Here is a 25,763-nt window from a genome sequence, read left to right as displayed (position 1 = left end):
CGGTGGCACGATGGGCGCATGCCGGAGATGCCAGAGGTCGAGGGGCTCGTCGAATACCTGCGCGGGCGGGTGACGGGGCTGCGCGTCGACAAGGCCACCGTGTCGGCGATCAACGCGCTCAAGACGTACGACCCGCCGTTGACGGCCCTCGTCGGCGCGCGCATCACGGGCGTCGATCGCCACGGCAAGTTCGTCGACGTGGCGTCCGACGCCGGCATCCATCTCGTGTTCCACCTCGCCAAGGCGGGATGGCTGCGCTGGTACGACGCCCTGCCCACGACGATCATCAAGCCGGGCAAGACGCCGATCGCGCTGCGTGTGGGCTTCGACGACGGCTCGGGTTTCGACCTCACCGAGGCCGGCACGAAGAAGTCGCTCGCCGTCTACGCCGTGCGCTCCCCCGCCGAGGTGCCGGGCATCGCGCGGCTGGGTCCCGATCCGCTGAGCGAAGGCTTCGACCGGGCGACGTTCGGCTCGCTGCTCGAGGGCCGTCGCACGCAGATCAAGGGTGTGCTGCGCGATCAGTCGACCATCGCGGGGGTCGGAAACGCCTATTCCGACGAGATCCTGCATGCGGCCAAGATGTCGCCGTACGCCCTGGCCGCGAACCTGTCGGAGGCCGAGGTCGACCATCTCTACAGCGCGATGACGACGACCCTGGCCGAGGCGATCGACGCGGCCCGCGGCAAGCCCCCGGCCGAGTTGAAGGACGCGAAGCGTCGCAGCATGCGCGTGCACGGACGCCGCGGCGAGGCGTGCCCGGTGTGCGGCGACGAGGTGCGCAGCGTGTTCTTCGCCGACAACTCCCTCGAGTACTGCCCCACCTGCCAGACCGGCGGCAAGCTGCTCGCCGACCGTCGACTGTCGCGACTGCTCAAGTGACCGCATCGCGAGACGCGGGGTGCGAGACGCAGCGCCGCAGGAGCCGGAGAGAACTACCACGAAACGTCGCCGTATGACCGGGAATGAAACCGCGAGAGGCACGTTGAGTAGGATCAGAAGTGCAAAAACGTGCTCCGGGGTCGGTGAGAATCCGAACCGGCGGTGACAGTCCGCGAACCCCTCCGCTCACGCGGTGGGGCCGATCCGGTGGAATTCCGGGACCGACGGTGATGCGAGGGTGAGCCCTCGCTAGTCCGGATAGGAGGCAGCACGGACGGCGTGACGCGCCTTCCCGCTGGCCCTGCCCCGACTCCGCGGGAAGGACAAGGAAATGGCATCCGCCGTCGAGATCGACGCCATGCGGCGAGCTCTGCAGCTCGCCCGGCGCGGCCCGCGCGGGCTCAACCCCCAGGTGGGCGCCGTGATCCTGTCGCCCGCGGGTGAGGTTCTCACCGAGGGATTCCATCGCGGCGCGGGCACCGCCCACGCCGAGGTCGACGCGCTGTCGCAGCTCGCCCCCGGTGCCGCACGCGGCGCCACTGCCGTGGTGACCCTCGAGCCCTGCAACCACACCGGTCGCACCGGCCCGTGCGCTGTCGCGCTCATCGAGGCAGGCATCGCGCGCGTGGTCTACGCGCTCGACGACCCCACCGACGCGGCGGCCGGTGGAGCCGACCGCCTGCGCTCAGCCGGGGTCGACGTCGAGGCGGGACCCGAGGCAGCTGCCGCCGAGGCGCTCGTCGCCGACTGGACGCACCTGCAACGCAGCGGCCGCCCGCACGTCACCGTGAAGTGGGCGCAGAGTCTCGACGGTCGCGCCGCGGCCGATGACGGCACGAGCCAGTGGATCACCGGACCCGACGCCCGCCGCGACGTGCACGCGCGCCGCGCGCAGGCGGACGCGATCGTCGCCGGCACCGGCACGGTGCGCTCCGACGATCCGGCGCTGACCGCGCGAGCGGATGACGGGACCCTGCTCGAGGACCAGCCGATGCCGGTCATCATCGGCGAGAGCGAAACGGCTCCGGATGCCGCCGTGCGCCGCCACCCGCGCAAGCCCCTGTTCTGCTCGACGCGCGACCTGCGCGCGGTGCTCGCCGACCTCGCCGAGCAGGGCGTGCAGCGCGTGTTCGTCGAGGGCGGGCCGACCCTCGCGAGCGCGTTCGTGCGCGAAGGCCTCGCCGACGAGCTGCTCGTCTACATCGCGCCCGTGCTGCTCGGCGGTTCGCGCCTCGCACTCGGAGACGTCGGCGTGCCGAGTATCGACGCGGCGAAGCGCCTGGCGGTGGCATCCGTCACCTCCCTCGGCGACGACCTGCTGGTCGTCGCCCGCCCAGCCGAGACCGCACCCGAAAGCACCGAGACTGTGCCCGCGACCGCGGGCGAGAACGAAGGAGACGCCTGATGTTCACCGGAATCGTCGAAGAGATCGGGGCCGTCACGGCCGTCGACCCCTCGGGCGACGGCGTGCGCCTGACGCTGCGCGCCCCCCTGTCGGTGTCGGACGCCGGCCACGGCGACTCGATCTCGGTGAGCGGTGTGTGCCTCACCGTCGTCGATCAGGGCGACGACTGGTTCACCGCCGACGTGATGAAGCAGACCCTCGACATGTCGACGCTCGCCGACGTCGCCCCGGGCCGCGCGGTCAACCTCGAGCGCGCGACCGCCGCGCACGGCCGCCTGGGCGGGCACATCGTGCAGGGCCACATCGACGGCACCGGTGTCGTGCGCGAGGTGCGGCCCGGAGCGCAGTGGAGCGTCGTGCGCGTCGGCATCCCGGCCCCCCTCGCCCCGCTCGTGGTCGACAAGGGGTCGATCGCGATCGACGGCGTCTCGCTCACCGTGAGCGCCGTGAGCGAAGCCTCCGAGCCCGAGCCGTGGCTCGAGGTCTCGCTGATCCCCGAAACCCTCGAGGCCACGACACTCGGCCGCGCCGAAGCCGGCACGCCCGTGAACCTCGAAACCGACATCCTGGCCCGTCATGTCCAGCGCATGCTCGCCTTCCGCACGACAGAGAATCCCGCGGCGACCGCCGCACAGACCGAGAGGGGCTCCCGATGAGCCTGTCCACCATCCCCGAGGCCCTGGAAGCCCTGCGTCAGGGGCGGCCGATCCTGGTCGCCGACGACGAGAACCGCGAGAACGAGGGCGACGTCATCATCTCGGCGCAGCTCGCAACCCCCGAGTGGCTCGCCTGGACCGTCCGCTGGTCCAGCGGTTACGTCTGCGCCCCCATGCCCGCCGAGTGGGCCGACCGTCTCGACCTGCCGCCCATGGTCGAGGTCAACCAGGACGCCCGCGGCACCGCGTACACGGTCAGCGTCGACGCGGCATCAGGAGTCACCACCGGGATCAGCGCCGCCGACCGCGCGCGCACCCTCAACGTGCTGTCCGACCCCGCGTCGGTTCCGACCAGCCTCATCCGTCCGGGACACGTGCTGCCGCTGCGCGCCGTCGACGGCGGAGTGCGCGAGCGGGCGGGCCACACCGAGGCCGCGGTCGACCTGATGCGCCTCGCGGGTCTCGAGCCGGTCGGTGCGATCGCCGAGGTCGTCGCCGAGGACGGCAGCATGATGCGCCTGCCCGGACTCTTCGAGCTCGGCGAGCGCGACGGCATCCCGGTCATCACGATCGAACAGCTCATCGCTCACCTCAACGAGACCGACCCGCTGCCCGCCACCGCGCCCGCCCGCCGCCGCGTGAGCCTGCGCGCCGAGTCGAACGTCCCCACCTCGCACGGCACCTTCCGCTTCCTCGCCTACAAGGACCGCATCACCGGCACCGACCACCTCGCGGTGGTCTCGGGCGACCTCACCGAGAAGGCACCCCTCGTGCGCGTGCACTCGGAGTGCCTGACGGGCGAGGCGTTCGGTTCGCTGAAGTGCGAGTGCGGCCCGCAGCTCGAGGCGGCTCTCGATACGATCGACCGCGACGGCGGCATCGTGATCTACATGCGCGGTCACGAGGGTCGCGGCATCGGCCTCATCAACAAGCTGCGCGCCTACAACCTGCAGGAGCGCGGCATGGACACCGTCGACGCCAACCTCGCCCTCGGCCTGCCCGCCGACGCGCGCGATTACGCCGCGGCCGCCGGCATCCTGACCGACCTCGGCGTCGAGAAGGTGCGTCTTCTGACGAACAACACCGACAAGGTCGCGCAGCTGCGTGGCTTCGGTCTCGACGTCGTCGAGCAGGTTCCGCTGCTCGTGGGCGTCGGCCCGAACAACCACCAGTACCTCGAGACGAAACGCGACCGTATGGGTCACATCATCGCCGAGGACGACTTGCGCGATGCCCTCGCGCACATGAAGGAAGAGAGCGCCTGATGGCCGGCAGTGGAGCACCCGAGACCGGTGGCGTCGACGCGTCGGGCCTGAACGTCGTCGTGGTCGCGGGAACGTGGCACGAGGTCATCACGAACGGTCTGATCGCGGGCGCGAAGCGCGTGCTCGACGCGACCGGTGCGACCTACCGCGTCGTGCGCGTGCCCGGCTCGTTCGAGCTCCCCGTCGCCGCCAGCGCGGCATTCGAGGGCGGAGCGGATGCCGTGGTGGCCCTGGGCGTGATCATCCGGGGCGGCACGCCGCACTTCGAGTTCGTCTCGTCGGCGGCCACCGACGGGCTGACCCGCGTGGCCCTCGACGCCGGCAAGCCGGTCGGCTTCGGCGTGCTGACGCTGGACGACGAGCAGCAGGGCCTCGACCGTGCGGGGCTCGAAGGTTCCAAGGAGGACAAGGGCGAAGAGGCCGCGGATGCCGCGATCCGCACCGCCCTCGTTCTGCGGGAGCTGCGCGGCTGACGCGTTCTTCCTGACGGGCCCGGTGACCTCTGCGGTCGCCGGGCCCGTTCTCGTCCGAGGGTGCAGGTGGCTGAGCCCGTCGACGCCACCGAGGTCCGCGCGTCGGGGCGCGCCCTTCGACAGCCTCAGGGGCCGCTCGCGGGTCCGGGGCCGTGCGCGCGGGTCAGGAAGCGCGCGCGGTGAGGCCCCCCTTCCTGGCGGGTGACGCGCCGCGTCCCTACCCTGTCGGGTATGGAGATCCTGCGTAGCGTCGTCGTCCTCGTCCACCTCGTCGGCTTCGCCATCCTCTTCGGCGCGTGGGTCGTCGAGGCGGTCAGCCGCCGGGCGCGCGTCACCTCGTTGATGAACTACGCCCTCCTCATCTCCCTGGTCACGGGCCTGGCGCTCTCGGCGCCGTGGGGCCTCGATCACGAGCTCAACTACGCCAAGATCGGCATCAAGCTCGTCGTCCTGCTCGTCATCGGCGCACTGCTGGGCATCGGTTCGGCCCGACAGAAGCGCAACGGGTCGCTGTCGCCGGCGATCTTCTGGCCGATCGGCATCCTGGCTCTGCTCAACGCCGGCCTCGCGGTGATCTGGCACTGACGACGCCGCTCGTCGGCGTCCACTCAGCACGCGCATAGACTGGAGGGTCTAACGCCCCCCACTCGGAGACGTTTCCGGTGCTCCCTCGCGCACCCGCTCACACACACCCCCGTGATCGCGGCGCGCCACCGCTGCGCCCCACCCCGGACGCGATTGATCGACCTTCTCGTCAGGCAGTCATGACCACCTCCTCCCCCTCCACCCGATCCGCTGCGGCCCCCGCGAACCCCCGTTCGCGCGTCATCACCGCGAGCCTGATCGGCACCACGATCGAGTTCTACGACTTCTACGCGTACGCCACGGCTGCGGTCCTCGTCTTCCCGATCCTCTTCTTCCCGACCGGCAACGAGACCACCTCGCTGCTGCTGTCGTTCAGCGTCTTCGGCGCCGCGATGATCGCGCGCCCGCTGGGCGCCATCGTCTTCGGCCACTTCGGCGACCGCTTCGGCCGCAAGGCCACCCTCGTGGCATCCCTTCTCACCATGGGTGTGGCGACCTTCCTCATCGGCTGCCTGCCCACCTTCAACGAGATCGGTGTGTGGGCCGCGGTCCTGCTGCTGGTCATGCGTCTCGCGCAGGGCTTCGCACTGGGCGGCGAGTGGTCGGGCGCGGCGCTCGTCGCCACCGAGAACGCCCCGAAGGGCAAGCGCGCCCTGTTCGGCACCTTCCCGCAGCTGGGTGCCCCCATCGGCTTCATCATCGCCAACGGCGTCTTCCTGTTCATCAACTTCGCCCTCCCCCACCCCGACGGCACCGCGCAGCGCTCGGCCGAATTCCTCGCGTGGGGCTGGCGCGTACCGTTCCTGTTCTCGGCGGTCATGGTGATCGTCGGACTCTGGGTGCGCCTGCGACTGGTCGAGAGCGAATCGTTCGCGAAGGCCGAGAAGACCGGCGCCATCAAGAAGTTCCCGCTCGGCGAGGCCGTGCGTCGCAACGGGAAGCAGCTCATCCTCGGCACGTTCATCATGCTGGCGACGTACGTGCTCTTCTACCTCATGACGAGCTTCACGCTCTCGTACGGCATCAAGCCCACCCTCGAGGGGGCTCAGGCCGCCGCCGAGAAGGCGGGGACGGCGTTTAACGCGGCCGAGTTCGTGCCGGGCCTGGGCTACGGCTACACCGACTTCGTGATCATGCAGATCATCGGCGTGGTGTTCTTCGGCGTCTTCACGATGCTGTCGGGCCCGATCGCCGACCGGATCGGCCGGAAGCGCCTGCTCATCGGCGTCACGGCCGCGATCATCGTGTTCGGTCTGACGTTCTCGTTCTTCCTGGTGCCGCACGCCGACCCGGCGTTCACGCGCATCCTGGTGCAGTCGTTCCTGATCCTCGGCTTCATGCTCATGGGGGCGACCTTCGGGCCGATGGGCGCGGTGCTGCCGGAGCTCTTCCCGACCAACGTGCGCTACACGGGGTCGGCGATCTCGTACAACGTGTCGTCGATCCTCGGCGCGGCCCTCGCCCCGATCGTCGCTGTCGCGCTGTGGGCGGCCGGTGGCGGCAACCCGTGGCTCGTGGGCGTGTACCTCTCGGCGATGGGCGTGCTGACCCTCGTCGCACTCGTGCTCTCGCCCGAGACGAAGGACGTCGACTACGACGACAACCTCGCCGCGGGAGCGACCGCGCCGTAACGGGTTCGTTCTCGACACCGGATGCCACGGGGCCCAGGCCTCGTGGCATCCTTCGTTGCGATCGGGCTTCGTCGGCGGGCGGGCCGAACTCCTGAAGATCGGTGCGCCCCGGGGGTCTTCACCCGGGAACGACGGCGCTTCGCGGGATTTCTCCGGAGTTTCGCACGCCATCGAGGGGACCGACCGGCGGTGTCGGTGGGGCGGGGTACGGTCGAAGCACCCCATTCCTTTCCCGAGGTGAGCATGTCGTTTCCCGCTCCCGCGCGTGGTCGGCGCGGCCGCCGCGCGCCCGAAGGCCCGCGCGCGTCGTTCCGTCAGCTGGTCCCCTTCCTGCTCGAGCACAAGAGAACGCTCCTCGTCGTCGCCGTGCTCAGCGTGCTCGGCGCCGCCGCCACGCTCGCGCAGCCGCTGCTCGTCGGCGAGGTCATCTCGCGCGTGCAGAGCAGCGTTCCCCTCGGCGCCCTGGTGTGGCTGCTGGTGGCTTTCGTCGTGCTGTCGTCGGTCATCTCGGGCTTCCAGCACTACCTGCTGCAGCGCACCGGCACCGCCGTGGTCTTCTCGAGCCGGCGGCGACTCATCTCGCGCATCCTGCGCCTCCCGATCAGCGAGTTCGACGCGCGTCGCACCGGCGATCTCGTCTCGCGCGTGGGAACCGACACGACCCTGCTGTACGCGGTGCTCACCCAGGGCTTCGCGGATGCCGTGGGCAACGCCCTCATCCTCGTCGGCGCGGTCATCGCGATGGCCGTCATCGATCCGCTGCTGCTCGGGCTCATCATCGTGGTCGTCGGCGCCTCGCTCGCGGTGGTCGTGCTGCTGAGCACGCGGATCCGCTCGGCATCCGCCGATCAGCAGGCCAAGGTCGGCGAGCTGTCGTCGGGCGTCGAGCGCGCGGTCGGCTCCATCCGCACGATCCGCGCGTCGGGGGCGACCGAGCGCGAGATCGCGGCGGTGACCGAGAACGCCACGGCCGCGTACGCCGCGGGCGTGCGCATCGCGCGGGTGTCGGCGCTCATCGTGCCGATCGCCTTCGTCGCCCTGCAGGTGTCGCTGCTCGTCGTTCTCGGCGTCGGCGGCTACCGCGTGGCATCCGGCGCCATCGACGTCGCCGCGCTCGTCACGTTCGTGATCTTCCTCTTCCTGCTCGTGCAGCCTCTGGCCTCGGCGATCGGCGCGATCACCTCGGTCAACCAGGCGCTGGGCGCGCTGGGGCGCATTCAAGAGGTGCTCGACCTCCCCCTCGAAGACGACGCCGACCGTCCGTCGTCGCCTGCGGCGGTTCCGGATGCCGCGGCCCTCGCGTTCCGCGACGTGCACTTCCGCTACCCCGACGACGTCGTGAAGGCGCGCGAGGCCGCCGCTGCCGAGGCCCGGTCCGTGTTGGAGCAGGCGCACCTCGAGCGGGCGGCCGATGAGACGGTCGCCGAGGTCGACGACGACCGCGACGTGCTGCGCGGGGTGTCGTTCGAGGTGCCGCGCGGATCGCGCGTCGCGCTCGTCGGCCCCTCGGGCGCGGGCAAGAGCACGATCCTCGCCCTGATCGAGCGGTTCTATGATCCGACGGAGGGGGCGATCCTCGTCGACGGCGTCGACGCGCGCGACCTCTCCCGCGACGACCTGCGCGCGCGCTTCGGCTACGTCGAGCAGGACGCGCCGACCCTGGCCGGCACGATCGCCGACAACCTGCGACTCGCCTCGCCCGCGGCATCCGACGCCGACTGCGAGAGGGTGCTGCGCGCGGTCAACCTCGGCGACGTGCTCGAGCGCAGTCCGCTCGGCGTCGACGCTCCCGTCGGCGAGGACGGCGTCATGCTGTCGGGCGGAGAGCGCCAGCGCCTCGCGATCGCCCGCGCGCTGCTGGCCGCTCCCCCGATGCTGCTGCTCGACGAGTCGACCTCGTCGCTCGACGGCGTGAACGAGCAGCGCATGCGCCAGGCGATCGACGCCGTCGCCACCGACCGCACCCTGCTCGTCATCGCGCACCGCCTCTCGACGGTCGTGGACAGCGACCTCATCGTGGTGCTCGACAAGGGCCGGGTGGTCGGTCGGGGCACGCACAGCGAGCTCGTGGCATCCACCCCGCTCTATCGCGACCTCGCGAAGCACCAGCTGCTGGTCTGAGCCGCGACCGCGGGTCAGTCGCCCGCGAGGGCGTCGATCGGCGACACCGCGGTGGCCAGGCGCGTGGGCGCGACGGCGGCGACGGCGGCGAGCAGTGCCGTCGCCACCGCGACGATGCCCACGGTCGCCCACGGGATCGCGGGCAGCACGAACGTCGGTGACGAGAACTCCGGCGGGACGCCGACCGAACCGAGCAGCGACTGCGCTCCCGCCCAGCCGTAGACCACGCCGAGCACGAGCCCGAGGGCCACCGACGTCACGGTGAGGTGTGCGGCCTCGAGCAGCACCATGCGTCGGATCTGCGGGGCGGCGAAGCCGAGCGTGCGCAGGAGGCCGAGCTCCCGACGGCGCTGGATCACCCCGAGGGTCAGCAGGTTCACCAGGCCGACAGCGGCGATCATGGCCGACACGGCCACGAGCGACATCATGATCGCGGCGAAGGTGTCCATGAGCGACAGCAGTTCCTCCGGCGGTTCACCCCCGCCCGAGCTGATGAGCACCTCGCGAGCCGACTGCGACGCCACCGCGAACATCGTCACGAGCGTCACGCCCATCACGACGCCGATCGCCATGCGGCTCGATCTTTCGGGATAGCGCAGGGCGTTCTCTGCCGCGAGGCGCGCCTCGGCCGATCGGCCGAAGAGGCGTCCGGTCACCCGCAGCAGGGGCGGCATGATCACCGTCGCGCCCAGGCTCAGTCCCGTGAACGAGAAGATGCCGCCCACGAACGCGACGACCACACCGAGCGGTGACAGCAGGCCCAGAGCCACACCGGCCGCCAGGACGAGGGAGCCGCCGAAGAAAAGGATCCCCGCGACGATGCGGCGGGCACGACCACCGACGGCCTCGCTCCGATTGCGCTCGGTCGCGCCCGAGATCGCCTCGAGCGGCGTCACCTCGAGAACCCGGCGCGAGCCGGCCCAGGCGGCGGCCCACGTCGTGAGGGTCACGATGACCGCGGGCGCGACGAGCACCGGCTGCAGGAGCGCGTACTCGACGTCGATCCCCCACACGGTGCGCGCCACCGGCAGCAGTGCAGCAGCGCCCGCGGCGCCGCCGATCAGGCCCACGGCCGCTCCGATGGCCCCCACCACGAGACCTTTTCGCGCGACCCGCACCCGCTCCGACCGCGCCGACGCCCCGATCAGGCGCATCAGAGCGATCTGCCGGGTGCGCCCCGCGACGATGGTCGCGAACGTGGTGGTGGTGACGATCGCCGCGACGAACATCGCCACCCCCACCAGCAGTGCGCTGAGGATCGCCACGACCACCACGACGCTCTCGCGACCCGCGAGATACGGCGCCGCCAGCAGCCACGCGCCGATGAACCCCGTCGCGGCGATGAGCAAGGTGCCGAAGCCGCTCGAGATCGCGGCGACCAGCACCGAGGCGCCGAGACCGCGCTCCGCACGCGGCAGGGAGCGCGTCCGGCGGCGGGGGCGCGACGCGCGCACCGGCCGCTCGACGACGGCGCTCACGCCCCGACCTCCGACGACAGCATGTATGCCGAGATGGCCTCGGCGCTCTGGCGCGGAGTGTCGGCCACGACGCGGCCGTCGCCGAGGAAGATCACGCGGTCGGCGTGCGAGGCGGCCATCGGGTCGTGCGTCACCATCGCGATCGACTGCCCGTGCTCCCGACTCGCCGCAGCGAGCAACGCGAGCACCTCGCGGCCGGTGCGCGAGTCGAGGTTGCCGGTCGGCTCGTCGGCGAAGATCAGGTCGGGCTGCGTCGCCAGGGCTCGGGCGATGGCGACCCGCTGCTGCTGGCCACCCGAGAGCTCATGCGGACGGTGACGCAGGCGGCCGCCGAGCCCCATCGACTCGACCATCGCGTCGATGCGGCGTCGGGCCTCGGCAGAGGGCGAACGACCGGCCAGCTCGAACGGCAGGGTGATGTTGCCGAGCACGTCGAGCGTGGGCACGAGGTTGAACGACTGAAAGACGAACCCCACGCGCGACCGACGCAGCACCGTGAGGTCGAGGTCGCTGAGGCCCGTGATCTCGGTATCGCCGATGAACGCGCGGCCCGAGGTCGCGGCATCCAACCCCGCCATGACGTGCATGAGGGTGGACTTGCCCGAACCGGACGGCCCCATGATCGCGGTGAACTCGCCGCGTCGCAGGCCGATCGTCACGTCGTCGAGAGCGTGGACCCGCGATTCGCCGGCACCGAAGGTCTTCGTGAGGTTCTGCACCCGCGCGGCCATCGGCGCGGTGTCGAAAGAGTTCTGCTGCATGAACCCGACGCTACGAATCACTCCCGACCGGCGGCATCGGCCTGACGTCGTCTCGTCGTACATCCCGGGGATGACGCTGCACCGGCGGCGGGGTGAAATGCGTCTCGAGACGGACGGGAGTCATCCCCGCGGACGACGCCCCCGCGATCCCCACTCGGTCACGATCGACCCATGACATCGCACCGCTCGTCCCCCCTCCTCCTCGCGCTCGCCGTCGCCGCGGGCGGGAGCCTCACCCTCGCGTTGGCGGGATGCACCGGCATCCAAGAAGCCTTCTCTCAAGAGGTCACCACGAAGTTCCGCGATACGGCCGAGGTCGTCGCGCAGTCCGCGACGACCGTGCCCTGGCTGCCCGCCGACGCGACCGAGATCGTTCTGAAGACCAAGCGCGACGGCGAGGTCGCCGCAGCGATCGCGCGGAGCGGCTCCGCGCTCGATCCGGCCACCTGCGTCGAGATGGAGCGGCAGTCGGCCCCGACCGTGCACATCGACGACGCCCCCGACGTCTACTCGAAGGACCGGGTGTTCGCGTGCGGGGCGTGGTCGGTGATCGCCACGACCGACGGGTGGTACGGCTGGACGCCGAACAGCCCCGGCGAGAAGGAGAAATCGCCGGCGGCATCCTGAGCGGAAACACCGACGCCCCTCCCGCGCGCCAAGAACGGGAGGGGCGTCGATTCGAGGGCTCGCCCTGTCCGCACGAAACGGCGCGGAGGGCGAGCCGGTCTCAGGAGCGCTGCAGGCGGTAGCGCAGCGCGGCGAGCTCGGCGCGCAGGGCGGCCGGCAGGTGCGAACCGAAGGTGTCGTAGAACTCCTCGGTCAGGTCAGCCTCGGCGAGCCACGACGCGCGGTCGATCGAGAACAACTCCTCGAGGTCGGCGGCGGGCAGGTCGAGACCCGACAGCTCGAGGTCTTCGACCTTGGGCAGGCGGCCGATCGGGCTGTCCACGGCATCCACCTGTCCGTCGACGCGGCGGATGATCCAGTCGATCACGCGGGCGTTGTCGCCGAAGCCGGGCCAGAGGAAGCGTCCGTCGTCGCCCTTACGGAACCAGTTGACCTGGAAAATGCGCGGAGCGCGGTCGAAGCGGAGCTTCTGGCCGACCTTCAGCCAGTGGCCGAAGTAGTCGCCCATGTTGTAGCCGCAGAAGGGCAGCATCGCGAACGGGTCGCGGCGCAGTTCGCCGACGGTGCCCTCCTGGGCGGCGGTCTTCTCGCTCGAGACCGTCGAGCCGATGAACACACCGTGCGACCAGTCGGTCGCCTCGACGACCAGCGGCACGTTGGTGGCGCGACGACCGCCGAACAGGATGACGTCGAGGGGGACGCCCTCGGGGGCCTCCCAGTCCTCGGCGATCTGCGGGCACTGGGCGGCGCCGACCGTGAAGCGCGAGTTGGGGTGCGCGGCGGGGCGGCCCGACGCGGGCGTCCAGGCGTTGCCCTCCCAGTCGGTGAGATGCGGGGGCGCCTCGTCGGTCAGGCCCTCCCACCACACGTCGCCGTCGGGGCGGAGCGCGACGTTGGTGAAGATCGTGTTGCCCCAGAGCGTCTCGATCGCGGTGACGTTGGTCGACTCGCCGGTGCCGGGGGCGACGCCGAAGAAGCCGGCCTCGGGGTTGATCGCCCAGAGGCGTCCGTCTTCACCCGGTCGGATCCACGTGATGTCGTCCCCGAGCGTCTCGACGCGCCAGCCGGGGATCGTCGGGCGGAGCATCGCGAGGTTCGTCTTGCCGCAGGCCGAGGGGAAGGCGGCGGCGACGTGGTACGCCTTGCCCTTCGGGTCGATGACGCGGATGAGCAGCATGTGCTCGGCGAGCCAGCCCTCGTCACGGCCAATGACCGAGGCGATGCGCAGGGCGAAGCACTTCTTCGCGAGGATCGCGTTGCCGCCGTAGCCCGAGCCGAACGACCAGACCTCGAGGGTGTCGGGGAAGTGCACGATGTACTTCTCGTCGTTGCAGGGCCACGCGACATCCTGCTCGCCCGGGGCGAGGGGCGCACCGACCGAGTGGACCGTCTTGACCCACGGCGCTCCGCCTGCGATCTGCTGCGTGACCGAGGTGCCCACGCGGGTCATCACGCCGATGGATGCCACGGCGTAGGCGCTGTCGGTGATCTGCACGCCGATGTGGCTCAGGGGCCCGCCGACCGCACCCATCGAGAACGGCACGACGTACATGGTGCGACCGCGCATCGAGCCCTCGAAGACGCCGTTCAGCGTCTCGCGGATCTCGGCGGGGGCGATCCAGTTGTTCGTCGGTCCCGCGTCCTCCTCGCGCTCGGAGGCGATGTAGGTGCGCGACTCCAGACGGGCGACGTCGCCGGGGTGGGAGCGGGCGAGGTAGGAACCGGGACGCCACTCGGGGTTGAGCTTGATGAGCTTGCCCTCGTCGACCATCTCGCGCAGCAGCGCGTCGTTCTCCGCGGCGGAGCCGTCGACCCAGTGGATGCGGTCGGGCTGCGTGAGAGCGGCGACCTGGTCGACCCAGGCGGTGAGGGCGGCGAGGCCGGGGCCTTCGACGGCGGGGCGTTCCCCGTGGCCGGCGCGAGCCACGCGGCCCGCACGGGTGACGGGCGCGGCGGTGCGCGGGGTGGAGTTGAAGAGGTCGGCGAGTGCCATGTCGTTCTCCTCGGTTGAGAGCGAAATCGGTGGTCTTCCTCCATGGTGGGCGCGCGAGCGACTTCTTTCCGAGAAGTTTGCCCGTAAGAATCGACGATCTTTCGATATGGTCAAGGAATGGCATCGTCGTTCGAACTCACGACCCTGGGGCACCGCATCCGGCACCACCGACTCGCGCGCGGCTACACCCTCGACGAGCTCGGTGCGATGGTCGGCGTCGCCGGCAGCCAGCTGAGCCTCATCGAGAACGGCAAACGCGAACCGAAGCTCTCCCTCCTGCAGGAGATCGCGCGGGCCACCGAGACCGAGGTCACCGAGCTCCTCTCGCGGGAGCCCCCGAACCGCCGGGCGGCCCTCGAGATCGAGCTCGAGCGGGCGCAGACAAGTCCGTTCTTCCGGCAGCTCGGCATCCCTCCCGTCAAAGTGACCAAGGGAACGAGCGACGACACGATCGAGGCCGTGCTGGGCCTGCACCGCGAATTGCAACGGCGCGAGCGCGAGACGATCGCCAGCCCCGAAGAAGCCCGCCGCGCCAACACCGAACTGCGCCTGCGCATGCGGGAGATGTCGAACCACCTGCCCGAGATCGAACGTCTCGCCGAGAAGCAGCTCAAGGCCGCGGGGCACTCGACCGGCGCCCTCACCCACCGCACGGTGAGCATCATGGCGGAACAGCTGGGCTTCGAACTCATCTACGTCAGCGACCTGCCGCACTCGGCGCGCTCGGTCACCGATCTCGAGAACGGGCGCATCTACCTGCCTCCCGCGTCAATCCCGGGCGGCCACGGCCTGCGATCGATGGCTCTGCAAGCGATGGCGCACCGTCTGCTCGGGCACCGCCCGCCCACCGACTACGCCGACTTCCTGCAGCAGCGCCTCGAGATCAATTACTACGCCGCCTGCTGCCTCATGCCCGAGACGAGCTCGGTCGCCTTCCTCACGCAGGCGAAAAAGGACCGCAACCTCGCCGTCGAAGACTTCCGCGACGCGTTCGGGGTGACCCACGAAGCAGCCGCCATGCGCATGACGAACCTGATGACCGTGCACCTCGGCATCCGCCTGCACTTCATGCGCGTCGACGGCGACGGTGCGATCTCGCGCGTCTACGAGAACGACGATCTCCCCCTGCCCACCGACGTCACCGGCTCGGTGGAAGGGCAGATCGTGTGCAAGAAGTTCTCAGCGCGGTCCGCCTTCGACGAGCACAACCGCACCACCGAGCACTACCAGTACACCGACACTCCCGCCGGAACCTACTGGTGCTCGAGCCAGACGGGAACGACCTCGAGCGGCGACTTCTCGATCACCGTGGGCGTGCCGTTCGACGACGCCCGGTGGTTCCGCGGACGCGAGACCACGAAGCGGGGCGTCTCGCACTGCCCCGACGAGTCGTGCTGCCGCCGCCCCGACACCGAAGCCGCGGAGCGCTGGTCGGGCAAGGCCTGGCCGAGCGCCCGCGTGCACCAGTACATGTTCTCGCCGCTCCCCCGCGGCATGTTCCCCGGCGTCGACGACGCGGAGGTCTTCGCGTTCCTCGACCGGCACGCGGACGGCTGACGCCGGTTCCGCCGGGGATGTCGGCGTCCCTCCCCACCTCGACACAATGCAGGACTTTCGGTCGTCGAGGGTTTCCCCGGGCGTCGGATTGGCGACGGGGACCGTGATCTCCTGCGTTGTGTCGCGGGGTCGCCGACGGAACGACGGATGCCACGACCCCGGGCCCTCGCGGGGCGCCGGGGCCGTGGCATCCGGTGTCGTGTCCGGCCGATCAGGCGTACGGGTTGGCCGTCAGCGTGTACTTGGTCTGCAGATACTCGTGGATGCCCTCGTCGCCGCCCTCGCGGCCGAGGCCCGACTGCTTCCACCCGCCGAAGGGGGCCGCGGCGTTGGAGACGACGCCGACGTTGAGGCCCATCATTCCGGTCTCGAGCTTGTCGATCATGCGCTGACCGCGCGCGAGCGACTCGGTGAAGACGTACGAGACGAGGCCGTACTCGGTGTCGTTGGCGAGGCGCACGGCGTCGTCCTCGTCGTCGAAGGGGATGATCGCGAGAACGGGTCCGAAGATCTCCTCGCGGAGGATGTCACTGCCCGGCTGCACGTCGGCCACGACAGTGGGCTCGAAGAAGGTGCCGGGGCCGTCGATGGGCGAGCCGCCCACGGTGACCGTGGCGCCGCGCTCGACCGCGTCGCCCACGAGGGTCTTGGCCTTGTCGACCGCGCGGTCGTCGATGAGGGGTCCGATCTGCACGCCCTCCTCGGTGCCGCGACCGATCTTCATGCCCTGCACGCGCTCGGTAACGCGGCGGGTGAACTCCTCGACGACGCTGCGCTGCACGATGAATCGGTTGGCGGCGGTGCAGGCCTGGCCGATGTTGCGGAACTTCGCGAGCATCGCCCCCTCGACCGCCTTGTCGAGGTCGGCGTCGTCGAACACGACGAACGGCGCGTTGCCGCCGAGCTCCATCGAGGTGCGGAGCACTCCGGGAGCGGCCTGTTGCAGCAGCTTCACGCCGACCGGGGTCGAACCCGTGAATGAGAGCTTGCGCAGACGCGGGTCGGAGATGATGCGCTCCGAGACCGGGCCGGTGTTGGTGGTGGTCACGACGTTGACGACACCGGCGGGGAGCCCTGCGTCCTGCAGGATCTGCGCGAAGAACAGCGTCGTGAGCGGCGTGAGGGTCGCGGGCTTGATGACGACCGTGCAGCCGGCGGCGAGCGCGGGGGCGATCTTGCGGGTGGCCATCGCGAGCGGGAAGTTCCACGGGGTGATGAGGTAGCAGGGCCCGACGGGGTGCTGCGAGACGACCATGCGGCCGGTGCCCTCGGGGTTGGCGCCGTAGCGGCCCTGGGTGTGCGCGGTGACCTCGCTGAACCAGCGGAGGAACTCCCCGCCGTAGCCGACCTCCCCGCGAGCCTCGGCGAGGGGCTTGCCCATCTCGAGGGTCATCAGCAGCGCGATGTCCTCCTTACGCTCCTGCAGCAGGTCGAACGCGCGGCGGAGGATCTCGGCGCGCTCCCGCGAGGGGGTCGCGGCCCACGATGGGAACGCGTCTGCTGCGGCATCCATCGCCGCGATGCCATCGTCGACGGTCGCGTCGGCGATCTCGCGGATGACCTCACCCGTGGAGGGGTCGTTGACGTCGACGGTCTTGCCGCCGGTGGCGGGGCGCCACTCCCCGTTGATCAGCAGGCCGGTGGGTACGGATGCCAGCAGCTCGCTCTCGCGCGAATCGGTCATGAATCCTCCTGGATCGATGCGGGGGTGTCCCGCCCATTCTCGTCAGCACACGGGGGTGCGCCGATATACGTGGCGTACAAAGGGGGTGGTGTGCTCGCCGCCGTGGCCGGTGCGCTCGCGCCGCGTGGCCGACGCAGACGGCGGCGGGCGTCGCGCGGCAGGCGTCGCGCGGCAGGCGTCGCGCGGCAGGCGTCGCGCGGCAGGCGTCGTCCCGCGCCGCCGTCCGCCGCCGCCGCCACAGGCGTCCGCCGTCAGCGCCGCGTCGCGATAAACGCCATTTCTCGCCGGAAACGCCGCGACGCAGCGTGTCTGGTGAGGATCGGCGTTTATCGGAGCGTCTGAGCGAGGCGGCGGTGCACCGCGTCATTCCGCCGCGGGCCGGCCATCACCCCGGCGAAGAAGCGCTCGAGCCCGGCGGGGTCGGTCAGCGGCAACACGTGCGCGACGTACTGGTCGGGGCGCACGACAACGACGGCCCCCTCTGCCACGATCTCGCGCTCGGCGAAGATGTCGGCGCTCGTCCAAGCCGAGGGTGCGGCGGCGAAGACCTTCTCCCCGTCCGTGAGTCCGAGCGGGCCGGAGCGCGGGCGGAACAGATCGGGCACGTCGACCACGTCTTCCCAGCGGCCCGGGTACACCGCCTTCACGTCGAACACGGCGTCGAGGTCGGCCCCCTCGGGGGTGAAACGCTCGACGATGTCGCGCGCCGCCGTCGCCCACTCGCGCAGGGCCGAGCCCTCGGCATCCGCGAAGGCGTACACCCGCCAGCGCCCGTCGGCCTTGGCGTGGTGACCGAGGTGCACGGGGTTGCCGTCGCACACCCGCACGACCTCGACGCTCTTGAAGCGCTTGCCGACGGGGAATCCGGATGCCAGCTCTTGAGCGGGCGCGTCGGCGGTGATCGCCGAGGGGCCGTAATGCGTCATGAAGCCCGAGGGGAACTCGGCCGTGGCCAGGTAGTAGGTCGACAGCTCCGCGGGGTCGGTGATCTCGCCGGGCTTGCGCGCCATGAGCGACGACCACTCGCGGTCGAAGTCGATGAGCTGCTGGGCGACGGGTCGGCGCTCGTCGTCGTAGGTGCGCAGGAGGTCGGCGGATGCGAGGCCGGTGAGCACATGCCCGAGCTTCCAGCCGAGGTTGAAGCCGTCCTGCATCGAGACGTTCATGCCCTGCCCGGCCTTGGCGCTGTGGGTGTGGCAGGCGTCGCCGGTGAGGAAGACGCGCGGGCTGTCGAGGTCGTCGACGAACTGGTCGGTCACCCGGTGCCCCACCTCGTACACGCTGTGCCACGCGACCTGCTTCACGTCGATCGAGTACGGGTGCAAGATCTCGTTCGCCCGGCGGATCACCTCGTCGATCGGGGTCTGCCGCACGCGGTGGTCGTCGTCGGCCGCGACCTCGCCGAGGTCGATGTACATACGGCTGAGGTAGCCGCCCTCGCGCGGGATGTGCAGGATGTTGCCCGCCGCCGCGTTGATCGCGCACTTGATGCGCCAGTCCGGGAAGTCGGTTTCGACGAGCACGTCCATCACGCCCCACGCGTGCCGGGCGGCAGCGCCGACGTGGGTGCGGCCGATCGCCTGTCGCACGCCGCTGCGGGCACCGTCGCATCCGGCCACGTACTTCGCACGGATCGTGCGCTCGCCCTCGTCCGTGCGGACGCGCACCTCGACGTGGTCGTCGTGCACCTCGAGGCCGAGGAACTCCACGCCGTAGTCGGGGCGGATGCGCGCGGGGCCGTCGGCCGCGGCCTCGGCGAAGTAGTCCAGCACCCGCGCCTGGTTGACGATGAGGTGCGGGAACTCGCTGATCTTGAAGCCGTAGTCCTCGGTGCGGGTCGTGCGCACGATCTTGGCGGGATCCTCGGGGTCGGGCGCCCAGAAGTTCATCCAGCCGATGTTGTAGGCCTCGGCGGTGATGCGGTCGGCGAAGCCGAACGCCTGGAACGTCTCGACGCTGCGGGGCTGGATGCCGTCGGCCTGACCCAGCGGCAGGCGCCCCTCGCGCTTCTCGATGAGCCGGGTCGTGAGCTGGGGGAACTGCGACATCTGCGCGGCCAGCAGCATGCCGGCGGGTCCGGAGCCCACGATCAGCACGTCGACCTCGTCGGGCAGGCGCTCGGGCCGGTCGACGCCGGTGCCCGCGGCGTTCTGCACGCGCGGATCGCCCGAGACGTAGCCGTGGTGGTGGAACTGCATCGTTTCTCCTGACGTCGATGTCGAGGTTGCCCCGCGAGACGGTGTGTTCTATATTCGAACTCAGCGTTCCGCTATCGAACGAGAGGTTAGCCGAGCCATGACGCCACGGCAAGACTCCTCCCCCGCCTCGCAGACGCTGAGTCGCGGCATCCGCCTCCTCGAAACCCTCGCCGACGCCCGCACACCGCTCACGATCGACGAGCTCGCGGGGCGCCTCGACCTGCACCGCTCGGTGGCCTACCGCCTCCTCCGCACGCTCGAGGACCACGGTCTCGTCACCCGCGACGCCGCGGGGGCGGTGCGCCTCGGCACGGGCCTGGCCGCCCTGGCCGCGGGAGTCGCCGCCGACCTGCAGGCCGAGGCCCTGCCCGAACTCACCGCGGCCGCCACCGACCTCGGCATGACGTGCTTCCTCGTCGTGCTCGACCACGACGAGTGCGTGACCCTCGCGAGCGTCGAGCCCCGGCACACGGTGACCGCGGTCGCGCAGCGGCCCGGCACGCGGCATCCGGTCACCCGGGGCGCTCCCGGTCGCGCGATCCTCGCTCAGCTCCCCCCGCGCCGGTGGCCCGACGAGGTCGACGCGCAGCTGGCGTCGGAGGTGGCGGATGCCGCGGAGCGCGGCTGGGCGCGCAGTCACGACGAGGTGATCCCGACGCTCCGCGCGGTGGCGGTCCCCCTCGCTGTGCAGGGCCGCGAGCCCGCGGCTGTCGCCGCCGTGCACGTGTCGACCGACCTCGACGACGCCGCGATCGCCGCGCGGCTCGAGGCCGCGGCATCCGCGATCCGGGGAGCGCTGTAGGGCGGTCGCGCCCAGGGGGCGCCACCCGAAGCCCGCGACCGACGCCCACCGAGGGACGGACCACCCACGTACCGCGCAATCGCATAAGATCGCATCCGTCAGGCGCACGAGGTCGTGGGTCGCTGCTCGAAAAAAGGGCACGTAGCGGAGTCCCCGCGAGACACATACGGCATCCCTCCGTCCCGTCTCGAAAGGCCCTCCCCGTCATGCCCACCGTCTCCGCGCACGTCGCGCACACCCTCGCCCGCCACATCGACACCGTCTTCGGCGTGATGGGCAACGGCAACGCGTACTTCCTCGACGCTCTCGGGCGCGAGACCCCCTCGGGCTTCGTCGCCGTCCGACACGAAGCCGCGGGTGTCGTCGCCGCCGACGCGCACTATCGCGCGTGCGGGCGTCTCGCCGCCGCCACCGCCACCTACGGTGCCGGCTTCACCAACACGCTCACGGCGCTGGCCGAGGCCGTGCAGGCACGCACTCCCCTCGTGCTGATCGTGGGCGACGAGCCCACCTCGGGACCCCGCCCCTGGGGGGTCGACCAGATCGCCCTCGCGGCCGCGGTCGGCGCGCGCACCTATACGGTCGGTCACCGCGACGCTGCGGCCACCATCGTCATCGCGGTCGAGCACGCCCTGACGTATCGCCTTCCCGTGGTCCTCGGCATCCCGTACGACGTCGCGACCCGCGAGGCCGGTTCGATCCCGGATGCCGAGGCCCCCGGCGCCGCGCCCCAGGTGACGCCCGAGCACCCCCCTCTCGGCGCCTTCGCCGACGCGGTCATCGACCGGATCGCCGACGCGCTGGCCTCGGCCGAGCGCCCCCTGCTCCTGGGCGGACGCGGCGCGTGGCTGGCCGGCGCGGGAGCGGCCCTCGACGACCTCGCCGCGACCGCCGGAGCCCTGACGACCACCAGCGCCCTGGGCCGCGGACTGTTCTCGGACCCCGCGCGCGACCTCGGCGTCGCCGGCGGGTTCGGTGCGCCCGGCGCGATGGAGCTCGTGCGCGAGGCCGACGTCGCCGTCGTATTCGGCGCGGGGCTGAACCAGTTCACGATGCGCTTCGGCGAGCTCTTCGCCCCCGGCACGCGGGTCTTCCAGGTCGACCTCGCGCCCACCGCCACGCACCCGAACATCGGTGGGTACGTGCGGGGAGATGCCGCAGACGTCGCCACCGAGATCACGCGGCGCCTGCGCGGGCGCGGCGCGACGCCCTCGTCGTGGGGTCACGGCCTCGACCTCGCCGTCGCCCGGCGACAGCCCGAGGGACAGGGCACCGGCCCCGACGGACGGCTCGATCCGCGCACCGCCGCCGCACGCATCGCCGAGCTGCTCCCCGAGGACCGCGTGGTCGTCTCGGACGGCGGGCACTTCCTCGGGTGGTCCAACATGTACTGGCCGGTCGCCTCGCCCGACCGCATGATCATGGTTGGAACGGCCTACCAGTCGATCGGCCTGGGCTTCCCGAGCGTCCCCGGAGCCGCGGTCGCCCGCCCCGACTCGACGATCGTGCTCACCACCGGCGACGGCGGCGGACTCATGGCCCTCGCCGACCTCGAGACCGCGGTGCGCGTCGCGGGCGGTCGCGGTATCGCCGTGGTCTGGAACGACGCACAGTACGGCGCCGAGGTGCTCAACTACGGACTGAAGGGCCTGCACCCCGATCCCATGCTCATCCCCCAGGTCGACTTTGCCGCGGTCGCGCGCGGGTTCGGCGCCGAGGGCGTGGTGGTCGAGACGGTCGACGACCTGGAGGCCCTGGCATCCTGGGTCTCTCGTCCGGTCGAGGATCGCCGCTTCTTGCTGCTGGACCTCCGCGTGAGCGCTGCGGTCGTGGCGCCGTACTGGGAGGAGATCGCGGCGCGCTGACCGCGGCACGCGGCACCTCGAACGCCCGGGCGCACCCGAAACGGCCCCGCCGCTGCAGAGCGCGACGGGGCCGTGACGACGAGCTCAGACCCTGGACAGTCCGCGGACGGGGCTCACCTCCTGCTCCGCCTCGTGGTCGGGACCGAGGGGGATGCCTCTGCGGTCGCGCAGAAGCAGCGTCGCGACCGCGCCCAGCACGACCATGCCCGCGAGGTACCAGGTGACCGACATGGTCGACCCGGTCTCACGCACCAGAGCCTCGGCGATCGTCGGGGCGAAAGCTCCACCCAGGATCGCGCCGAGGGCGTACGAGATCGACACCCCCGAGAAGCGGATGGATGCCGGGAAGAGCTCGGCGTAGAGAGCCGCCTGGGGTCCGTAGGTGAGCCCGAGACCCACGGTCAGGATGACGAGCCCCAGGGCCAGCAGGCCGACGCTCGCGGAGTTCACCAGCGGGAACAGCAGGAACACACCGACCAGCAGGGCTGCCCACCCGATGAGGTAGGTGGTGCGACGCCCGATGACGTCGCCGATCCACCCACCGATCCAGGTGAAGACGAGCCACGACACCGCCGAGAGCGTCACCGCGCCGAGCACGTCGGGCGTCGCCAGGCCCACGGGCCCGTCGGGGTTGGTCGCGTAGCGCTGGATGTACCCGCCGGTGGTCATGTAGCCCACGGCGTTGTTGCCGGCGAACACGAACGCGGCGATGATCACGAGCAGCGAGTGCTTGCGGAAAAGCTGCACGATCGGCATCCGGGTCTGCTCCTTGCGCTCGGCGAGCTCGACGAACACCGGGCTCTCCTCGACCTTCTTGCGCACGTAGTAGCCGACGATGATCAGCACGAACGACAGCAGGAACGGCACGCGCCAGCCCCACGCGAAGAAGGCGTCTCCCGGGGCGATGACGGCCATCAGGGCGAGCATGCCGCTGGCGAGCAGCAGGCCGAGGGGCACGCCCAGCTGCGGCGAGGCGCCGAAGAGGCTGCGCTTGGCCTTGGGGGCGTGCTCGACGGCCATGAGCACCGCGCCGCCCCACTCGCCACCGGCCGAGATGCCCTGCAGAACGCGCAGCAGGATGAGCAGCACGGGGGCCGCGACGCCGATGACCTCGTAGGTCGGCAGCACACCGATGAGGGTGGTCGAGGCGCCCATCATGATGAGCGTCAGCATGAGCACGACGCGGCGGCCGTACTTGTCGCCGAGGTGCCCGGCGAGGAAGGCGCCGAGCGGGCGGAACAGGAAGCTCAGCCCCACCGTGAGGAACGACAGGATCTGCGCGATGCCGGGGCCGGCGGGCGCGAAGAACAGCTGGCCGAACACGAGACCGGCGGCCGAGGCGTAGAGGAAGAAGTCGTACCACTCGACGGTGGTGCCGACAACGGTGGCGAAGACCACGCGGCGGCGGTCCTTCGGGGTGGAGATGGTGCCGGTGGGCGTGAAGCCCTGCGGCTGAGAGCGGGACATGGGGACTCCTTCGAGACGTCATCGTCAGACCCCGGGACGTCGTCGTCGGCGACGAGGCGTGGTGTTGCTGGGGCGTTGGTCATCGTATACGATTTCGAATACGACGCAAGGGAGCTTCATGAACGACACCACCGACCCCCGGTTCACCGTCCTCGGTGCACGCCCGGGCAAGATCGTGGCCGTCCACCTCTCGTACGGCTCGCGCGCCGACCAGCGCGGCCGCCGACCGGCCGCCCCGTCGTACTTCTTCAAGCCGTCGAGTTCGCTCGCGGCATCCGGGTCCGAGATCGTGCGCCCCGCGGGCACCGAACTCCTCGCGTTCGAGGGTGAGATCGCGCTCGTCGTCGGCGAGCCGGCGCGGTGGGTGACTCCGGATGCCGCGTGGTCGCACGTGGCATCCGTCACCGCCGCCAATGACTTCGGTCTCTACGACCTCCGCGCGAACGACAAGGGCTCGAACGTCCGCTCCAAGGGCGGCGACGGCTACACGCCGCTCGGCCCCGCGCTCATCGACGCCCGTCAGGTCGACCCCGCCGCCCTGCGCCTGCGCACGTGGGTGAACGGCGAGCTGGTGCAGGACGACTCCACCGCGGGCCTCCTCTTCTCGCTCGCCCAGATCGTCGCCGACCTCTCGCAGCACTTCACCCTCGAAACCGGTGACGTCATCCTCACCGGTACGCCCGCCGGCTCGTCGGTGGTCGTCCCGGGAGACGTGGTGGAGGTGCAGGTGGATGCCGGCGCCCACTCGACCGGCCGGCTCCGCACGACCGTGACCCAGGGCGCGCAGTCGTTCGATCCCGCGATCGGCTCGCTCCCCGCGGTCGACGACACCCAACGCACCGAGGCCTGGGGCTCGGCCGAGGCGGCCGGGCTCACCCCTCCGGCCCCCGCCCTCTCCCCCGCCCTACGCGCCAAGCTCGAGCGCATCCCCGTCGCCGCCCTCAGCGGGCAGCTGCGCAAGCGCGGCCTGAATGACGTCACCATCGACGGCGTGCACCCGCTCACCCCCGGCAGCCGCTTCGTCGGCACGGCGCGGACGCTGCGCTTCCTCCCCCACCGCGAAGACCTCTTCGCCTCGCACGGCGGCGGACAGAACGCCCAGAAGCGCGCGTTCGACGCGGTCGGCGAGGGCGAGGTCATCGTCATCGAGGCACGCGGCGAAACCGGATCGGGCACGCTCGGCGACATCCTCGCGATCCGCGCGCACGCCCGGAAGGCCGCGGCGATCGTCACCGATGGCGGGGTCCGCGACGCCGAGGCCGTGGCCGCGGTGGGCATCCCCGTCTTCACCGCGGGCCCGCACCCGGCCGTCCTGGGTCGCCGTCACGTGCCGTGGGAGACCGACGTGGCCGTCGGCTGCGGCGGCACCACCGTCGAGCCCGGCGACATCCTCGTCGGCGACGGCGACGGCGTGATCGTCATCCCGCCCGCGATCGCCGAAGAGATGGTCGACGCCGCCCTCGCGCAAGAGGCCGAAGACGCGTGGATCGCCGGTCAGGTGGCATCCGGTCATCCGATCGAGGGGCTGTTCCCGATGAACGCGGAATGGCGTGCCCGGTACGAGAGCGAGGCCACCCGATGAGCGACGTCACCGCCAGCAGGAGCAAGTCGCAGCAGGCGTACCACTGGATCAAACAGCGCATCGCCTCGCAGGACTTCACCCCCGGCTACCGCCTGGTGCTCGGCTCGATCGCCGGCGAACTCGACATGAGCGTCGTGCCGGTGCGCGAGGCGATCCGCCAGCTCGAGGCCGAGGGCCTGGTGATGTTCGAGCGCAACGTCGGCGCGCGCGTGTCGATGGTCGATGACACCGCCTATCGCTTCAGCATGCAGGCCCTCAGTCTGCTCGAGGGGGCCGCGACCGCCCTGTCAGCCCGCTCGCTCACCGCCGACGACGTGCGCCGCGCCCGCCAGGTCAACGAGCTGATGGTCGAGACGCTCGAGCACTTCGACCCGCGCGCGTTCACTGCGCTCAACCAGGAGTTCCACGCGATCCTGTTCGAGAAGTGCGCCAACCCGCGCATGCTCGAGCTCGTCGAGGCCGAGTGGGCGCGCCTTGGACACCTGCGCGACTCCACGTTCAGCTTCGTGCCGGGGCGAGCTGCGGAATCGGTGCGCGAGCACGAGAACATCCTCGTCCTCATCGAGAACGGCGCTCCCCTGGCCGAGATCGAGAAGGTCTCGCGACGCCACCGCTCGGCCACCCTCGACGCCTACATGATCCACGAGCACCCCGACGAAGTGCTCGGCCTCCCCGCTTTCTGACCTCGAAAGACCCTTCCGGATGCCATGACCTCGCGCCCGACGACATCG

General features: G+C 70.9%; 20 protein-coding genes and 1 riboswitch. Of the genes, 14 read left to right on the top strand and 6 right to left on the bottom strand.

What is annotated here, in order from left to right; genetic code table 11:
• Positions 1–18: 18 nt before the first annotated feature.
• The 8 genes from OVA26_RS06040 to OVA26_RS06005 all read left to right on the top strand — a co-directional run bounded on the left by OVA26_RS06040 (position 19) and on the right by OVA26_RS06005 (position 9,018).
• Positions 19–882, top strand: coding sequence for an Fpg/Nei family DNA glycosylase (locus OVA26_RS06040; protein ID WP_268103434.1), 864 nt, complete (start codon positions 19–21; stop codon positions 880–882).
• Positions 883–1,008: 126 nt separating this feature from the next.
• Positions 1,009–1,157: riboswitch (FMN riboswitch) on the top strand.
• Positions 1,158–1,213: 56 nt separating this feature from the next.
• Positions 1,214–2,287, top strand: coding sequence for a bifunctional diaminohydroxyphosphoribosylaminopyrimidine deaminase/5-amino-6-(5-phosphoribosylamino)uracil reductase RibD (ribD, locus tag OVA26_RS06035; protein ID WP_268103433.1), 1,074 nt, complete (start codon positions 1,214–1,216; stop codon positions 2,285–2,287).
• Positions 2,287–2,943, top strand: coding sequence for a riboflavin synthase (locus tag OVA26_RS06030; protein ID WP_268103432.1), 657 nt, complete (start codon positions 2,287–2,289; stop codon positions 2,941–2,943). Before ribD ends, OVA26_RS06030 begins: the two co-directional genes overlap by 1 nt.
• The gene (gene ribA / locus OVA26_RS06025; RefSeq protein WP_268103431.1) at positions 2,940–4,208 is read left to right on the top strand and encodes a GTP cyclohydrolase II; all 1,269 of its coding nucleotides are present in this window, start codon (positions 2,940–2,942) and stop codon (positions 4,206–4,208) included. The genes OVA26_RS06030 and ribA overlap by 4 nt, the downstream gene beginning before the upstream one ends.
• Positions 4,208–4,681, top strand: a complete 474-nt coding sequence (gene ribH / locus OVA26_RS06020; RefSeq protein ID WP_056226723.1) for a 6,7-dimethyl-8-ribityllumazine synthase — start codon at positions 4,208–4,210, stop codon at positions 4,679–4,681. The genes ribA and ribH overlap by 1 nt, the downstream gene beginning before the upstream one ends.
• Before the next feature lie 231 nt (positions 4,682–4,912).
• The gene (locus OVA26_RS06015; protein WP_056226721.1) at positions 4,913–5,266 is read left to right on the top strand and encodes a hypothetical protein; all 354 of its coding nucleotides are present in this window, start codon (positions 4,913–4,915) and stop codon (positions 5,264–5,266) included.
• Between the two features lie 179 nt (positions 5,267–5,445).
• Complete coding sequence (locus tag OVA26_RS06010; RefSeq protein ID WP_268103430.1) at positions 5,446–6,897, top strand: MFS transporter; 1,452 nt, start codon at positions 5,446–5,448, stop codon at positions 6,895–6,897.
• Between the two features lie 243 nt (positions 6,898–7,140).
• A complete protein-coding gene (locus OVA26_RS06005; protein WP_268103429.1) occupies positions 7,141–9,018 on the top strand; it encodes an ABC transporter ATP-binding protein in 1,878 nt (625 codons plus the stop codon).
• Between the two features lie 14 nt (positions 9,019–9,032).
• Here OVA26_RS06005 and OVA26_RS06000 read toward each other — a convergent pair whose 3' ends face one another.
• Together OVA26_RS06000 and OVA26_RS05995 are read right to left on the bottom strand one after the other, a co-directional pair.
• Positions 9,033–10,496 carry an ABC transporter permease gene (locus OVA26_RS06000; RefSeq protein ID WP_268103428.1) on the bottom strand — a complete coding sequence of 488 codons (1,464 nt, stop codon included), beginning with the start codon at positions 10,494–10,496 and terminating at the stop codon, positions 9,033–9,035.
• A complete protein-coding gene (locus OVA26_RS05995; protein WP_268103427.1) occupies positions 10,493–11,257 on the bottom strand; it encodes an ABC transporter ATP-binding protein in 765 nt (254 codons plus the stop codon). Before OVA26_RS05995 ends, OVA26_RS06000 begins: the two co-directional genes overlap by 4 nt.
• 171 nt (positions 11,258–11,428) lie before the next feature.
• Between OVA26_RS05995 and OVA26_RS05990 the strand changes: the two genes are divergently transcribed.
• The gene (locus OVA26_RS05990; protein WP_268103426.1) at positions 11,429–11,884 is read left to right on the top strand and encodes a hypothetical protein; all 456 of its coding nucleotides are present in this window, start codon (positions 11,429–11,431) and stop codon (positions 11,882–11,884) included.
• 100 nt (positions 11,885–11,984) lie between these two features.
• Here the strand turns inward: OVA26_RS05990 and OVA26_RS05985 are convergent, their stop codons facing one another.
• Positions 11,985–13,877 carry a phosphoenolpyruvate carboxykinase (GTP) gene (locus OVA26_RS05985; protein WP_268103425.1) on the bottom strand — a complete coding sequence of 631 codons (1,893 nt, stop codon included), beginning with the start codon at positions 13,875–13,877 and terminating at the stop codon, positions 11,985–11,987.
• A 117-nt stretch (positions 13,878–13,994) separates the two neighbouring features.
• On the opposite strand from OVA26_RS05985, the gene OVA26_RS05980 reads away from it, so the two are divergent.
• Positions 13,995–15,434 carry an XRE family transcriptional regulator gene (locus OVA26_RS05980; RefSeq protein WP_268103424.1) on the top strand — a complete coding sequence of 480 codons (1,440 nt, stop codon included), beginning with the start codon at positions 13,995–13,997 and terminating at the stop codon, positions 15,432–15,434.
• Positions 15,435–15,645: 211 nt separating this feature from the next.
• On the opposite strand, the gene OVA26_RS05975 is transcribed toward OVA26_RS05980, so the two are convergent.
• Together OVA26_RS05975 and OVA26_RS05970 are read right to left on the bottom strand one after the other, a co-directional pair.
• A complete protein-coding gene (locus OVA26_RS05975; RefSeq protein ID WP_268103423.1) occupies positions 15,646–17,118 on the bottom strand; it encodes an NAD-dependent succinate-semialdehyde dehydrogenase in 1,473 nt (490 codons plus the stop codon).
• 326 nt (positions 17,119–17,444) lie between these two features.
• A complete protein-coding gene (locus OVA26_RS05970; RefSeq protein ID WP_268103422.1) occupies positions 17,445–19,316 on the bottom strand; it encodes an FAD-dependent monooxygenase in 1,872 nt (623 codons plus the stop codon).
• A gap of 97 nt (positions 19,317–19,413) precedes the next feature.
• Between OVA26_RS05970 and OVA26_RS05965 the strand changes: the two genes are divergently transcribed.
• Complete coding sequence (locus OVA26_RS05965; protein ID WP_268103421.1) at positions 19,414–20,118, top strand: IclR family transcriptional regulator; 705 nt, start codon at positions 19,414–19,416, stop codon at positions 20,116–20,118.
• Between the two features lie 206 nt (positions 20,119–20,324).
• Positions 20,325–21,983, top strand: a complete 1,659-nt coding sequence (locus OVA26_RS05960; RefSeq protein ID WP_268103420.1) for a thiamine pyrophosphate-binding protein — start codon at positions 20,325–20,327, stop codon at positions 21,981–21,983.
• Between the two features lie 84 nt (positions 21,984–22,067).
• On the opposite strand, the gene OVA26_RS05955 is transcribed toward OVA26_RS05960, so the two are convergent.
• Positions 22,068–23,450 carry an MFS transporter gene (locus tag OVA26_RS05955; protein ID WP_268103419.1) on the bottom strand — a complete coding sequence of 461 codons (1,383 nt, stop codon included), beginning with the start codon at positions 23,448–23,450 and terminating at the stop codon, positions 22,068–22,070.
• A 118-nt stretch (positions 23,451–23,568) separates the two neighbouring features.
• Here OVA26_RS05955 and OVA26_RS05950 point away from each other — a divergent pair, with 118 nt between their 5' ends.
• Positions 23,569–25,032 carry a fumarylacetoacetate hydrolase family protein gene (locus OVA26_RS05950; RefSeq protein ID WP_268103418.1) on the top strand — a complete coding sequence of 488 codons (1,464 nt, stop codon included), beginning with the start codon at positions 23,569–23,571 and terminating at the stop codon, positions 25,030–25,032.
• The gene (locus OVA26_RS05945) at positions 25,029–25,715 is read left to right on the top strand and encodes a GntR family transcriptional regulator (RefSeq protein ID WP_268103417.1); all 687 of its coding nucleotides are present in this window, start codon (positions 25,029–25,031) and stop codon (positions 25,713–25,715) included. Before OVA26_RS05950 ends, OVA26_RS05945 begins: the two co-directional genes overlap by 4 nt.
• Positions 25,716–25,763 lie beyond the last annotated feature (48 nt).

The sequence above is a fragment of the Microbacterium sp. SL62 genome (genome assembly GCF_026672635.1).
GTDB lineage: Bacteria > Actinomycetota > Actinomycetes > Actinomycetales > Microbacteriaceae > Microbacterium > Microbacterium testaceum_A.
The sequence above is the reverse complement of the archived record's forward strand: the minus strand, read 5'-3'. Positions and strand labels throughout refer to the sequence as shown.